The sequence below is a fragment of the Candidatus Defluviilinea gracilis genome (genome assembly GCA_016716235.1).
In the GTDB taxonomy this organism is placed as follows: domain Bacteria; phylum Chloroflexota; class Anaerolineae; order Anaerolineales; family Villigracilaceae; genus Defluviilinea; species Defluviilinea gracilis.
Genome location: JADJWS010000002.1, coordinates 279127 through 293838 on the forward strand (window position 1 = coordinate 279127; position 14712 = coordinate 293838).

The 14712-nt window shown below is 54.6% G+C and carries 7 protein-coding genes and 1 pseudogene; 4 read left to right on the forward strand and 4 right to left on the reverse strand.

What is annotated here, in order from left to right:
- Positions 1 to 4: 4 nt before the first annotated feature.
- The 3 genes and pseudogenes from IPM31_12225 to IPM31_12235 all read right to left on the reverse strand — a co-directional run bounded on the left by IPM31_12225 (position 5) and on the right by IPM31_12235 (position 4209).
- Positions 5 to 904, reverse strand: coding sequence for an ABC transporter permease (locus IPM31_12225; GenBank protein ID MBK9007749.1), 900 nt, complete (start codon positions 902 to 904; stop codon positions 5 to 7).
- A gap of 334 nt (positions 905 to 1238) precedes the next feature.
- A pseudogene (locus IPM31_12230) lies at positions 1239 to 2275 on the reverse strand (ABC transporter permease).
- Between the two features lie 191 nt (positions 2276 to 2466).
- The gene (locus tag IPM31_12235) at positions 2467 to 4209 is read right to left on the reverse strand and encodes a peptide ABC transporter substrate-binding protein (protein MBK9007750.1); all 1743 of its coding nucleotides are present in this window, start codon (positions 4207 to 4209) and stop codon (positions 2467 to 2469) included.
- A 195-nt stretch (positions 4210 to 4404) separates the two neighbouring features.
- On the opposite strand from IPM31_12235, the gene mtnA reads away from it, so the two are divergent.
- The 4 genes from mtnA (at position 4405) to ahcY (ending at position 8809) form a co-directional block, all read left to right on the forward strand.
- Positions 4405 to 5454, forward strand: coding sequence for an S-methyl-5-thioribose-1-phosphate isomerase (gene mtnA, locus IPM31_12240; GenBank protein ID MBK9007751.1), 1050 nt, complete (start codon positions 4405 to 4407; stop codon positions 5452 to 5454).
- Complete coding sequence (locus IPM31_12245; protein ID MBK9007752.1) at positions 5454 to 6215, forward strand: site-2 protease family protein; 762 nt, start codon at positions 5454 to 5456, stop codon at positions 6213 to 6215. The genes mtnA and IPM31_12245 overlap by 1 nt, the downstream gene beginning before the upstream one ends.
- A gap of 163 nt (positions 6216 to 6378) precedes the next feature.
- Positions 6379 to 7332, forward strand: a complete 954-nt coding sequence (locus IPM31_12250; GenBank protein MBK9007753.1) for a carbohydrate kinase family protein — start codon at positions 6379 to 6381, stop codon at positions 7330 to 7332.
- A 145-nt stretch (positions 7333 to 7477) separates the two neighbouring features.
- Positions 7478 to 8809 carry an adenosylhomocysteinase gene (ahcY, locus tag IPM31_12255; protein MBK9007754.1) on the forward strand — a complete coding sequence of 444 codons (1332 nt, stop codon included), beginning with the start codon at positions 7478 to 7480 and terminating at the stop codon, positions 8807 to 8809.
- 73 nt (positions 8810 to 8882) lie between these two features.
- Here ahcY and IPM31_12260 read toward each other — a convergent pair whose 3' ends face one another.
- Positions 8883 to 14570, reverse strand: a complete 5688-nt coding sequence (locus IPM31_12260; GenBank protein MBK9007755.1) for a BMP family ABC transporter substrate-binding protein — start codon at positions 14568 to 14570, stop codon at positions 8883 to 8885.
- Positions 14571 to 14712: the final 142 nt, after the last annotated feature.

A 14712-nucleotide genomic window follows, 5' to 3' on the forward strand; every position in this document is an offset into this window, starting at 1 on the left:
AGTTTCACGTCCATTCCCCAACCTTCTCCATCACCTTATATGGATCGAACGCGTCGCGGAGACCGTCGCCGATGTAGTTGACGGAGATGATGGTGAGGAAGATGGCTATGCCTGGGAAGATTGCCAGCCACGGGTATTTGGTGAAGTGATCCTGCGCGGTGTAAATGAGATTGCCCCACGAGGGAGTTGGTTGCTGGATGCCAAAGTTGAGGAAGCTCAAGCCTGCCTCTTGAATGATGGCGTAGCCGAGTTGCAAGGTCGCTTCGACGATGACGACGCCGATCCCATTGGGGAGGATGTGACCGAGCATGATGCGTCCATCGGAGGAGCCGAGGGCGCGCGCGGCTGAGACATAGTCCATTTCGCGCAGGGTGAGGAAGGCGGCGCGGACGAGGCGGGCAAACGTCATCCACGAGAGGATGCCGATGACGAGGCTGATGGTCAACACGCTGTTACGTTGAAAGATGGGGAGTTCCACTTCGCGCAATATCGCCGCGAGCAGGATCAAAACGAGGAAAGATGGCAAAGATAGAAACGCGTCTGTGATGCGCATGAGGACGGTGTCAATTTTGCCGCCGTAGTAGCCAGCCAACGCGCCGACAGGGACTCCGATGAGGAGTGAAATTGCCACAGCGATACCGCCGACGGCTAGCGAGATGCGTCCGCCGTAGAGGATGCGCGTGAGCAGGTCGCGCCCGAGCGCGTCGGTGCCGAGGAGGTATGTGGACGATGGAGGTAAATATTTTTCGGCGAGATTCGATTTTTCAGAATCGAACGGCGAGACGAAAGCGAACACACACACAACGAGGATGATGCTGATGATGACCATACCCACGATCGCGCCGCGATGACGGGTGAAGCGTTTCCAGATGGTGGAGGAGAGGTTGGTAGGTTGGTTGTTCATGAACTATGACGATGGTAGAGTGGCTCTGCTAACCGCAGAATATCACTTATCAGCGAGAAATTTTATTCACTTGCCTCTCACGCTATCAATCCCGAAGGGATGGCAGATTTATAGAAAATGGCGCAAATCACCATCAAACCCTGAAGGGGTGATATGTCCTCATGCAAAATTATGACACCCCTTCGGGGTTGGCAATCCGTATTATGCGAATCGATAATCATTTCACTCCTTCGGAGTTTTAAATGCGCTCTTTGCCAGACTCCGTCCTGAGCGGAGTATCCTTCGTCTTCGTTCGTCGCAACTTACGCTTCTCACTCCGCTCAGGACGGATAACTTATTCATACCTCACCCTCGGGTCGAGGTAGGCATAGAGAACATCAGCAATTAAATTGCAGAGGATGATGAATGCCGCGCCGATGATGAGGACCGCGAGCAATAACGGATAATCGCGGTCAACGGCGGATTGGTAGTAGAGACGTCCCATACCGGGCCATGCAAAAATGGATTCGATCAACACCGCGCCGGTGAAAATATAGGGCAGGTCGAGCGCGAGCAAGGTGACGATGGGAATCAGCGCGTTGCTGAGGGCGTGTTTGAAGATGACGTTACGTTCGGTGAGTCCGCGGGCGCGCGCCGATTTGAGATAGTTCAACGGGAGGATTTCGAGCATGCTCGAACGGAGAAAACGCGAGTACCAGGCGACCCAGCCCAAAGTCCCGGAAGAACCGGGAGAACCAGATGGGCGAGTCGGTCGGAGAGGGAGAATCCGCCGTCTAGGGAGGAGATGCCGCCAGCGGGTAAAAGGGGTTCTCCTGTCCAGGGATTTTTTAACCACGCGTAGAAAATGATGATGAGCAGAAGCCCCAGCCAAAATTCTGGAATGGCTTGACCCGCGAAGGAAAATGTTGTGGCGAAAAAGTCGAAGAGGGAATATTGTTTGATGGCGGAGTAGATGCCGAGCGGGATGGCGATGATGAGCGCGACCAGCATGGTGATGGACATGAGGTAGACGGTGTTGGGAAGGCGCGACGCAATTTCGTCCAGCGCGGGTTTGCGCGTGCGATACGAAAGACCGAAATCGCCGCGCAGGATTCCTTTGCGTGAGCCGGCTTCATCTTTGATGCCATCGCCGTCGGAGTCGATTTTTGTCCAGTCGTTGCCGACGAGCCAGTAGACGTATTGGAGGGGAAGAGGCTGGTCAAGCCCGAACTGTCGTTTGAGTTGTTCGATCCGTTCGGGACGCGGACGCCTGCCAGCATACGCGGTGATGGGTCCGCCGGGCGCGACGTTGACCAGCGTGAAGAGGATCACGCTGAGGAGGAACAGCAAGCCGACCGTTTGAATGAGGCGGCGGAGGATGTATGTAGTCATCTAGTCCGGTAGTTACTTAGTCGCTTAGTTACTTAGTCGCTTAGTCACTTAGTTGCTTAGTCGAATAGTCTGAGAATGTTTAACCGCGAAGCACGCTAAGAGCGCAAAGAAATTAATTCTTCGCGTCCTTCGCGGTCTTCGCGGTTAATGATTTTTTTGATTCTCAATGTCTCCGTGACTCAGCGGCAAAATTATTTCAATGTCCAATCGGCGATATTCCATGTGACCAGATCGTTGACGGTGGACTGCACGCCGACAAGCCGCGCGGAGTAGGCTTCGAGGTTGGGAGTGGTGAAGAGATACACGAGCGGCACATCTTCATTGAGGATGTCTGCGATTTTGCAGAACGTTTCTTTGCGCGAGGCTTCATCGAGCGTGTACGCTTCGTCGATCAGCGCGTCCACTTCGGGATTGTCGTAGCGCATCACGTTGTAGCCGCTACCCGGCACGAGCGCTTCTTGCGAATACAGTTCCCAAATGTAATCGGTGGGGTCAACGCCCGCGTACCCGTCGTCCCAAATGTCAATATCGTAGTTGCCACTTTGTTCGATGCCGCCGTTCTCGGCTTGATCCCACAGGATACTGCCTTCGACGACCGTGATATTCATCTTGATTCCGATGTCGCCGAGTTCTTCCGCGATGAGTTGTTGAGTCAATTCGAGCGGTTCGCCGAATTCAGCATAGGTGATGAATTCCATTTCCATTTTGTAGCCTTCGGGCGCGCCGGTGGAGCAACCGTGACATTCTCGGACTCCATCGCCGTCTGAATCGGTCCAGCCTGCTTTTTCGAGCATCGCTTTTGCGCCTTCAGGATCGAACGCGGGGCGCGGCACATTGCATTGATACGGCGGGCGGAAGAACTCCGTCCATGTGGGGGTGGTCAGCCCGTAGAAAATTTCGGAGGAGATGGTGTCAACATCCACAGCGGAACGAATCGCTTTCCGCACGTTGACGTCAGAAAGGATGGGGTGAGGAGTCGCCACCGGATCCACCGTCCCTTTTGCCGCGAGATTGAAGTACAGCCGCATCACCCAACGGTCGGTCGGACTCAGACTGACCTTTGCTTTTTCCGAACCTTCGAGGTCCTTCGCCGTGTTGGCGTTGATCCACATGTCAATATCCGCATCGCCGTTCAACATCATCGTCTTGCGCACGGCATCGTCAGGGACGATCTGCACGATCACCTGATCGAGGCTGGGTTTCGGCGCGAGATAATAATTGTCGTTCTTGTGGAATGTCATGTGATCGCCCGCGACCCAATCATGCAGCACGAAAGGACCGTCGCTCAACGGTTCGCGTCCGCAGTCCCATGCGAGGAATCCCTGCTCGATGTCGCAGTAATGCGCGGGCCAAATGGCGATCTGCTCGCCGCCGAATTGTGTGAGGTAGCCGGGATAAATGGTGTTGTAGTTGACGACGAAGGAATTCTGGCTCAACTGCTCGACCGAATCAATGTAATCAATGCCGGGAATCCATGTGCCGTTGACTGGATCGGTGATCGCATTCCAAGTGAACAACACATCGTCAGCGGTCACTTGATTGCCGTCCTGCCACAACACATCCTGGCGCATCGTCCATGTGACCGCCATGGTCCCCGCTTCGTCGTCAATCGTCACGCCGCCATTTTCAACAGTGGGTAATTCTGCGGCGAGTTCGGGGAAAACATTTCCGTTCGGGTCAATGTCTGCCATGCCGAGCAGAACGAGTTCCATCACCAGCGCGTCGTAGCCGGTATCCGCGACCATCGGGTTAAACGATGGCGGGTCTTCGCCGATGACAATGGTGATACTTTTTTCCGAACCTGTTTCAGAACCTGTTGGAGAGGCGGGTTCTTCAGTCGCCGTGGGTTGTGATGCTGGTCCGCATGAAACGATTGCCAGCGAGACTATGACCGCGAAGGTCAGAAAGAACAACGCGCGCTTTTTGGTGAACATTGGTCCTCCTGCAAATTTTAAATTTTTTCTCTTGCTTATTTGCCACAGAGAACCCAGAGGTTTTGAGGTTTTCTCTGAGAACTCTGTGATCTCTGTGGCTAAGTTGCTTGCACAAGAGTTTATTTCGCAAACGCCGTATTATTGCACGGATTGTCTGCGATGTTAAGGTTTTTGCAAGACGAATTTACGAGTAAAATGTCCCCCATGAGAACCGTATTCTGGGAAGACAACCAAGTCAAAATGATAGACCAGCGGGTTTTGCCCGCGCGCTTCGAAGTCGCATCGTACAACGATCACAAATCCGTCGCGCAAGCGATTACGGATATGGTCGTACGCGGCGCGCCCGCCATCGGAGCGACTGCCGCTTTCGGACTCGCGCTCGCGGGATTCGAATCCGCTTCCACTTCGACGGGCGACCTGCTCGCCGATTTGGAATCTGCCGCGTCCACGTTGAAGGCTTCGCGTCCCACCGCAGTGAATCTTGCATGGGCGGTGGACAGGGTATTGCGTATTGCGTACTCCGTAAACGGATCGGCGGATGAGTTGCGAGAGGCTGTGTTAAGGGAAGCGCAGAAGATAGCCGATGAAGATGTGGAAATCAACAAGCGCATGGCAGAGCACGGCGCGACGTTAATCAACGACGGCGATACGATCATCCATCACTGCAACACAGGCGCGCTCGCCGCAGTGGACTGGGGGACCGCGCTCGGAGTCATCCGCACCGCGCACGAACAAGGGAAAAAGATTCACGTGTTGGTAGATGAGACTCGTCCGCGCTTGCAGGGAGCGCGTCTCACCGCGTGGGAACTGGAGCAATACAACATCCCCTACGAGATCATCAGCGATAACACGGCGGGCTATTTCCTCAAAGCGGGCAAAGCGCAAAAATGTTTTGTCGGCTCTGATCGCACCGCCGCGAACGGCGACGTGGCAAATAAAATAGGCACGTACATGCTTGCCCTCGCCGCGAAAGACAATGGCGTTCCGTTTTATCCCGTCGTGCCGACTTCCACGATTGACCTCTCGCTTTCACACGGAGATCAAATCCCAATCGAAGAACGCAATCCCGAAGAAGTGCTGGGCTTGGAATTCAAAGGCGAGCGCGTGACGCCGAAGAATGCCAAAGCGCGCAACATCGCCTTCGATGTGACGCCGAATCGTTTGGTCACAGCCATTGTCACTGAGAACGGAATCGCATATCCGCCGTTTGAGGAGAGTTTGAAGAAAGTGGTGTTGGGAAGCTAATGTCCTTTTTTCAACCTACCCCGACGAGCCGTTACGACCTCCGCTTTTCCATTGCAGGCATTCCTGTGCGCGTGCATCCGCTGTTTTGGCTGATTGCGCTCCTGCTGGGCGCTAGCGGCGACCTGCTTCAGATCGTGATTTGGATTCTTGTTGTTTTCGTTTCCATCCTGATCCATGAACTTGGTCACGCATTTGCATTTCGTTGGTATGGTTTGCGTTCGCAAATTTTGCTCCATTTCTCCGGCGGCTTGACCATCCCCGAAATGTCGCCGTGGGGGAGCGGATACGCAAGCGTCGCCATCGGTCCCGTTCAGCAGATTTTGATCTCGCTGGCTGGACCCGGCGCGGGCTTCTTGCTAGCCGGGCTTATTATTGTTGGCGTTCAACTTCTTGGCGGCTCTGTCGCCAACAATAACTTGTTCGGACTCCTGCCATTGCCTACTTCAGCCACCTTGCCGTTTGGCGGGTTCACAATGAGTATTTTCCTTACGATGATGCTGTGGGTTAATGTTTTTTGGGGTTTGATCAACCTTCTGCCCATCTACCCGCTGGATGGCGGTCAGGTGGCGCGCAACATCCTGCTTATGTACGATCCTATCGGGGGCGTGCGCAAATCGCTTTGGCTGTCGGTGATCGCGGGCGGACTCATGGCTTTGGCGGGCTTCGTTTTATTTCACAGCGCGTACACCGCGCTCCTGTTTGGACTCCTCGCGTTCCAAAGTTATCAGGCTTTGCAAAACCGATTTGGAAGCGGGTATTAAATTAGAAATTTGCAATCCTATTTTCTAGACAATCCCAGTCTCACGTGATAAACTTTCGCCCGTTGACATTGGCGTGACGCAACCCGCGTCACGCCTTTTGATGCGAATACCCCACGCTCCTCTCGCCGTCCTCGGCGAAAGGATATACGCCGAGCAGAAATATATGGACATCCTTCTCACCGGTTCAGTTGCCTACGATTACTTGATGACCTTCCCGGGTCTTTTCAAGGAACAAATCCTTCCGGAACGATTGGCTTCGATCAGTCTTTCGTTCCTCGTCGAATCCATGTCGAAACAGCGCGGCGGTATCGCGCCGAACATTGCTTATTCGATGGCGTTGCTTGGGACAACGCCGCGCGTGATGGCAACCGTCGGCGAAGACTTTGGCGAGTATCGTCAATGGCTCGAATCGAAAGGCGTGGACACCTCCTTGATGAAAGTTATCCCCGGCGAGTTCACCGCCTCGTTCTTTGCGACGACGGATAACGTCTCGGCGCAAATTGCCTCGTTCTATCCCGGAGCGATGGCGCGCTCCTCCACGCAGTCGCTGAAAGAGTTGGACAAAAAACCAGATTTGGTGATCGTTTCCCCGTCCGCGCCGGATGCGATGATGAAGTTTCCCGCCGAATGCCGCGAGTTGGGAATCCCGTATTTGTATGACCCGAGTCAACAAGTGCTTCGTCTCGAAGGCGAAGAATTGGCGCGCGATATGGAAGGCGCGCAGTTTTTGTTCTGCAATGATTACGAGTTCGGGTTGATCTCCAAAAAGACGAACTGGAGTTTGGATCAAATTCTTAAGCATGTCAAAGTATTGGTTATCACGCGCGGCAAAGACGGCGCGGACTTGTACGTCAATGGCGATTCGGTGCATATCCCAACCGTCCCTGAGAAAGAGATCGTAGACCCGACCGGGGTCGGCGACGCCTTCCGCGGCGGATTCCTGGCGGGCTATTCGCGCGGCTTCGACTGGAAGTTGTGCGGCGAGATCGGTTCGCTTGCGGCGGTCTATTGTTTGGAGCAGCGCGGTCCGCAAAGCCATTCGTATTCGCGTCAGGAATTTGTGGAACGGTTTCGAAAGCATTTTGAAGATGGCGGGAAGATGGATGGGTTGTTATAAGTAGTTCGTTCCGCAGTTGAACTGCGGAATGAACGATAAAAAAAAACGGAGCGCGGACTTCAGTCCGCCAATTTCCCGAAAGCGGATTGAAATCCGCAATCCAGAATAATGCGGACTCAAGTCCGCAATCCAGAAGGAGCAATAAATGAGTAATTACGATATCAAAGACATCAGCCAAGCCGAGGGCGGACGCCGCCGCATGGATTGGGCGGAGCGCGAGATGCCCGTCCTGCGCCAGATCCGCGAGCGATTCAAAAAGGAGAAGCCGCTCAAGGGTTTGCGCGTGTCGGCATGTTTGCACGTGACGACTGAGACTGCGAACCTCATGGTCGCGTTGCAAGACGGCGGCGCGGACATTGTCCTCACCGCGTCGAACCCGCTCTCCACGCAGGACGATGTCGCCGCGGCGTTGGTGAATCAGTTCGAGATTCCCACGTACGCGATCAAGGGCGAAGACAAGGTCACGTACTTCAAGCACATCCGCGCCGCGCTCGAACACAAACCGCACATGACGATGGACGATGGCGCAGATCTGGTCTCGTCGCTGTTCTTCATCGAGATGGGTCGCTTTGAAAAACTTGAGCCGTCTCTCGCGAGTTGGGCAAAAGGTCTCTCCGACGATGAACGCAAGGAAATGTTGAAAGGCGTGATCGGCGGCACGGAAGAGACAACTACGGGCGTCATCCGTTTGAAGGCGATGGAAAAAGATAACGTGTTGAAGTTCCCCGTCATCGCGGTGAACGATGCGATGACCAAGCACTTCTTCGACAACCGCTACGGCACGGGTCAATCCACCATTGACGGCATCATCCGCGCGACGAATGTTTTGCTCGCGGGCAAAGTGTTCGTTGTGGCAGGCTACGGCTGGTGCGGACGCGGTCTCGCGTCACGCGCGCGCGGCATGGGCGCGCAGGTCGTCGTCACCGAAGTGGACCCGATGAAGGCGCTCGAAGCGGTGATGGACGGGTATCAAGTGATGCCGATGGGCGATGCCGCCAAGCTCGGCGATTTCTTCTGCACGGTCACCGGCGATCTCAACGTCATTGACGAACATCACTTCGCCGCGATGAAAGACGGCGCGATCGTCGCCAATTCAGGTCACTTCAACGTGGAGATCAACATCCCCGCGCTCGAGAAGATGAGCGTTGGCAAACCGAATCTCGTCCGCCCGTTCGTGGATCAATACACGACAAAAGACGGACGCAAGATCAACATCCTCGGCGAAGGACGACTCATCAACCTCGCCTCTGCCGAAGGGCATCCTGCCTCCGTCATGGACATGTCTTTCGCCAACCAGGCTTTGTCGGCCGAATTCATGGCGAAGAATGCGGATAAATTGGAGAAGAAAGTGTATTCTGTCCCTGCTGAGATTGACCACGAGATCGCCCGCCTCAAACTCGAAGCGATGGGCGTGAAGATCGACACGCTCACAGCGGAACAGACTCACTATTTGAATTCGTGGGAAGAGGGAACTTAGTCAGTTGTAAGTGAACAGTGATCAGTAAGCAGTACAGCCTCGCGGACCTTTGGCATCCGCGAGGCTGTTTGTTTTACGGCTTCGTTTGAATCTTTCCCGCGATGATATCCGCTTTGATCTGTTCCAGCTCGGCTTTAACTTCATCGGAGATCAGTGATTCGAATTGGTAGAACGGAGCCAGCCCGACTTCGCCTGTCTGCAATCCGCCGAAATGGATACCGCCTGCAAATTCATTCTCGATGATGGATCTAACGGTTAGTTCCACGGTTGGCGCGTAGTTTTTCAGGATGCTGGTAAGGACGATACCTTGATATTCTGGAAGCCCATCTGCCCAGTCGAAGTCCACGCCGATGAGATATGCCTCTCCATGCGGCATGATTGCCTTGGCGGCTCCCACGCCCGGGTCATAACCTGCCACCGGAAAGACAATATCTGCGCCCTGGTCCAATAACTGTTGCGCGATGTCTCTGCCTTTTTGTTCGCAATTGAAACATCCCGCAAAAATCCCTTCGTGTTTATGCGGATCCCAGCCAAGGACTTCCACATGAGTTCCGTTTTTCTCGTTGAAATATTCCACGCCGAGGGCGAAGCCGTCCATAAAATCGGTTACGGGAGGAAAATCCGCGCCGCCGAAAGTGCCGACCTTGCCGGTTTTCGATTGTGATGCCGCCAGATACCCCGCGAGGAATGCCGCTTGATCGGTTGCGTACAATTGTGTTCTCAGATTGTCCAGCGGCGGATCGAACGGAAATTCAATCACAAGATATTTCTGCTCCGGGTCTTGTTCAGCCGCGGCATAGATGGCATCCGCTATTTCGGACGTGCCAATGATCAGGTCGCAATCGCCGCGCTGGAATTCAGCGATGTGTTTTTGAAAATCGATCATCTCTCCCGATTCAAGAACTTTTAGATCCCAGCCAAACTCCGTATTGGAATTTTGCATGCCTCGAAATATTGCCTCTTCAAAGCCAGCGCCGGTTAGCCCGTTCGTTCCGGTTACCTGACAGACTCTGCCCGAATCGGTTGGAGGGATGGGCGTGGCAGTTGGCGCGCTTGCCGGCGCTCCGCATGCAGACGGGCTTTTATGCAGATACTTTGTACATTCTTCAACAGTTAGCCCTCGCGTGAGGCGAGAATTGGCGAGTGTGATCAGGTCATCCAATTCCAAGAGATAAACATACACGCCGTTATCTTCGCCGATGGCAAGCAGTTTTCCATTGGGGTGGAAGGCGATATCCCACAAACCCAAGCCGCCGCTGACAAAGGTGTTGAGTTGTTTTCCTGTTGTTGCATCCCAAAGCCTGGCAGTGCCGTCGCGGCTGGCGGTGGCTAGGTGTTGCGCGTCTGGACTAAAGGCGATGGACATGACCTGGCTGGCGTGCCCGCTCAACGTCAGGAGTTCTGAACCGGTTTTTACATCCCAGACCTTTGCGGTGTCGTCGAGGCTGGATGTTGCGATTCGCGATCCATCCGGACTGAAGTCAATTGCAGAGGGCGAAGCGGTATGCCCGCGCAGAGTGATGATCGTTTCGCCTGTGACCGAATCAAGGATCTGCACAGTGTTGTTGTAAATGCCCAACGCAAGTAATGTATCATCCGGGCTGAAAGCGGCAGTGCGGACGGCAGCCGGAAAGAACTGGGTATAAATTTCTACGGGAGGAGAAACGGAGACATCCCAAAGAACCGCCTTGTAATCTTCACCGACAGTGATCAGGCGTGTGCCATTGTGATTGAACGCCACTCCATTGACGCGCGCTGTATGTTTTTGTAATTCACCCAGTATCGAACCGCTTGACGGACTCCATATTCGAACAGTGGAATCTTCGTAGGCGACAGCAATTTTTTCTCCGTTGGGGCTGAACGACAGATCGTATACCAGTTTTTCAAGAGAGGGCAGAGCGTGGATGATCTCTCCGGTATTTGTATCCCATACGTTGACCATTCCATTCTCAGCGCTGGTTGCGAGTAGTGTTCCATCCGAGTTGTATGCCAGTTGTCCGTCCGAGGTGGTGGATGTGCGCGAAGAAAATACCTCGCGGCGGATGATGTTCCACACTCGTAAGGTTCCATCGGTACTGCTGGTTGCGAGCCGTGTGCCGTCCGGGCTGAAATCAACTTCGATCACCGGCTCGGTGTGACCGGCAAAGGTTACGATTTCACGTCCCGTTGTAACATCGAAGATCTTTGCGGTGCGGTCTGTACTGGCGGAGGCGATCCATTTGCCGTCCGGGCTGAATTCGAGGTGGTTGATCCCGGCAGTATGAGCGACAATTGTAGATCGTTGCTCGCCGGTCTTAGCGTCCCAAATGATGATGTCAGAATAGCCCGACCCGCCTGTGGTGGCGATCAATTTTGAGTCAGGGTTGAACGCGCCGGTCCCGTCCACGCCTTGCCCGCGCAATTCCATTAGTTGCTTCCCGGTTCCAGCATGCCAGACTCGTGTTGTGCCGTCATCGCCAAACGAAATGACGCGGGTGCCATCCGGACTGAAGTAAACAAAACGAGCGCTGGCAGTATGACCGATGAATTCGACCAACTTTTGTCCCGTCTCTACATCCCAAATGACAGGAACGCCGCCGAAGTCAGAAGTCAGGATGCGTTTACCGTCCGGGCTGTACTCAAATGTGATGCCCTCATAATAGATTCGACTCGTGAGGACGATCTCCTTGCCGGACGGCACATCCCAAAAGTGAATGCCGTCGTCATACCCAGCCGCCACCTTCTTGCTATCCGGGCTAAAGACTGAGAAATAACCGGGCGCTTCAAACACCAATTCACCGGTCCTGGCATCGTATACTTTTGAAAAACCATCGGCTCCAGCCAACAGATATTTTCCATCCGGGCCGACCTCTACGTTCCATGGAAAACCGGGCGCGCTGGCTTGTATCACCATTTCGATCCGCGATGTTTGCACGGCGCGATGCAGGGCATCTTCCGCTTCGATCGTTCTCGACGAATCCAACGCTTCCAACGCCAGCAGCACGCTGAGCTCGGGATCCGCATTGAGATTCAGGATCGAAGCCGCCGCCAACTCACGGGAGGTTGCTTCGCGGTTGGACGCCTGTGCCTGCCGCCCGAACAGGATCGCTGCCGCGCCAAGGATCAACGCGACCACCAATGCGCCTGTCAGATAGACGGCGCGTTTGCGTAATTGTCCTGCTGAATGAGTTTGTTCTTCGGCGCGTTGCCTTTCAGTCTCTGCCAGTTTTTGCGCGGCATCAAGTTCGCGTTGCTGACGCGCGCGTTCTTCTGCGTCGAGCCGATCTCTTTCACGAATACCTGCATCGAGAAATGCGCGGTCGTTCTGTGTGATCGCAATAGTAGTGTTCGCCGCCCAGTTTTCGAATTGTTCCAGCCGCGTTCCAGTGAGCAAAAAGCTCTTATCGTTGTTGGTGTTCAGCCATTCGGTTGCCGCATTCGAGAGTTGTCTTTGTAAGCGGATATCATTTCGGCTTTCTGCAAGCCATTCGCGCAGGTCTGCCCATTCGCGTAAGAGCGCTTCATGCGCCACTTCAACCGTCGCGCCGCGCGAGATCGGGTCGCGGTCAAAAGTCAGCAATCGCGCCTTGCCGTAATGTTCGATCACAGTAGATAGGTGTTGATGATTCACGGAGAGATCGTCTAGTTCCTCACGCAAGACCCTGCGACGCGTGTCTTCTGTCCCTTCGCCCAGTGTAACGAGTCGCAGGAATAACTGCCGTGTTGCCGATCTTCCGGAATCATCGAGACGCGCATAGATCGCCTCCGCGCTCCGACCTAACGCGCCAAGCACGCCGCCGATCTCGCGGTAGGCTTTGTTGGTGAGCATGCGTCCCTCGCGTTTTTCAAATAACTCAGAGAGTGCGTATTGCAATAACGGAAGTGCGCCGGGTTGATTTCCAGCGTCACGAATGATCGTCGAAACGAGTCCCTTTTCCAGTCTGAGACCGACGCGCTGTGTGGGACCGGCAACCGCTTGCTCGACCTCGTCCGCTGTCAATGGCAGGACAAATTCAAAACGCCGATTCATCATCTCGCCGAAATCCACGTAGCGCAGGGGTTTGTCGGTGAAGTCTGCGCGCAAGGTAATGACCACGCGCAGGCGGCTGCGTTCATCCAGCACAGCAGTAGCGATGGCGTCGAGGAACAACGCGCGGTCGGCTTCATCATCGATCAGCGTGAACACTTCTTCGAATTGGTCAATGACGAGAACCAACTCGACTGTTTCATCCGCCGGCAAAATGCGATGAACCGCTCGAAGCAAGCCGCGATTTCCATCTTTCAATTGAGTCAACAAACTTTCGGGAGGGTTAACCGCCACGCGCAATAACGAGGCTTCCAATTCCTCAAATGGATTTTTACCCGGCAGCATGTCCACGATGAACCAGTTCTCAGAACCGGGCAGACCGCCGCGCCTCAATGCGGGAATCAAGCCTGCCCGCACCACCGACGATTTGCCGCTCCCGCTTGGACCGATCACCGCCAGAAAGCGATGTAAGTCTCCGCCCTCGCCGAGCCGTGCCAATAATTGTTGGATCAACGATTCGCGCCCGAAGAAGTTTTCTGAATCTGATTCGCTGAAGGCGCGCAAGCCTTTGAACGGATTGACGATCTCGCCATCGATCTCTTCTTCCTCATAGGCGATCACTGCTGGTTGTAAGCCCGCCGACTTGCCGACGGCATTGTGAAATTCATGCAAGAAAGACAGCGCGTCGGTGTAACGGTCCTCAGGGTCTTTCGCGGTCGCTTTTGCAATGACAGTATCCAACGCGGCGGGAAGCCCAGCCCTGTGCGCCGAAAGCGGGGGCATGGGTGTATTGATGTGTTGTTGGATCAGGTCGAAGGGCGTCGGACCCGCAAATGGGACGGTACCTGTCAACATCTCGTACAGCATCACGCCCAGACAATAAATATCCGTTTGTGGTCGTATCGAAAGCGATTGGATCTGCTCGGGCGACATGTATTGCGGCGAGCCGACCATGGCATCCAGGCTGGTTTGGTTTTCGATATCGGGGTTGCCGAGATTCTTGGCGATCCCAAAATCTGCAAGATAGGTATTCGAATCATCGTCGAGCAAGATATTGGCGGGCTTTAGGTCGCGATGGATGATCCCGATGCGATGGGCTGAATTCAACGCGGAACAGATCTGCTCGAACATTTTGAGCGCGCTTTCAATTGAGATCGCGCCTTGTTCAAGACGGCTCTGAATATTCCCGCCGCGTAAAAGCCGCATCACAAGATATGCCACATTCGGCTCGCGCCAATAATCATAGAGTGGAACGATATGCGGATGTTCGAGCCGCGCCACAAGTTGCGCTTCGGTCTCAAAACGGCGGATGAAATCAGGATGATTTGCATATGCCGGCAGAATGATCTTGACCGCCACTTCCCGTTCCACGTTGGGTTGAACCGCGCGATACACAGTTCCCATGCCGCCCATGCCGATCCGTTCCGCCAGCGCGTACCCGCGGATGGCGCGTCCGGTCAGGTCTTCGCGCCCGATCTCTTCGATGGCTGGGGGAGGCGTCACCGGCGGCAGGTCAGACGCGGCAGGTTTGACAGAGCGCGCCCAGCGGACGAAACCGGCTCTTTCCTCCAGTGGAATTGCCAGCGCCATCGCGAGTCTCTCGGCAATTTGAACGGACGCGCGCAGATCATCTGCCTCGATCTTTCGCAGTGTGATCGCCGCGCAACCAACGCGCCGCGCCAACTCCTCCTGCGTGAGGTCCATCTCGCGGCGCCGTTGCCGAACGTACAAACCGAAGGATTGTTCCTGTTCCATGACTGCTCCTCAGTTAATACCTGATGCTATTAACCGTCCCGCAGGTTCAGTGAAACCCAATGTGTTCTGCAACGAAACCTGCGGGACGTTCTAGGCAAGGTCACATAACAAAAAGTATAGCCGAGCGATGGGTCAAGTACAA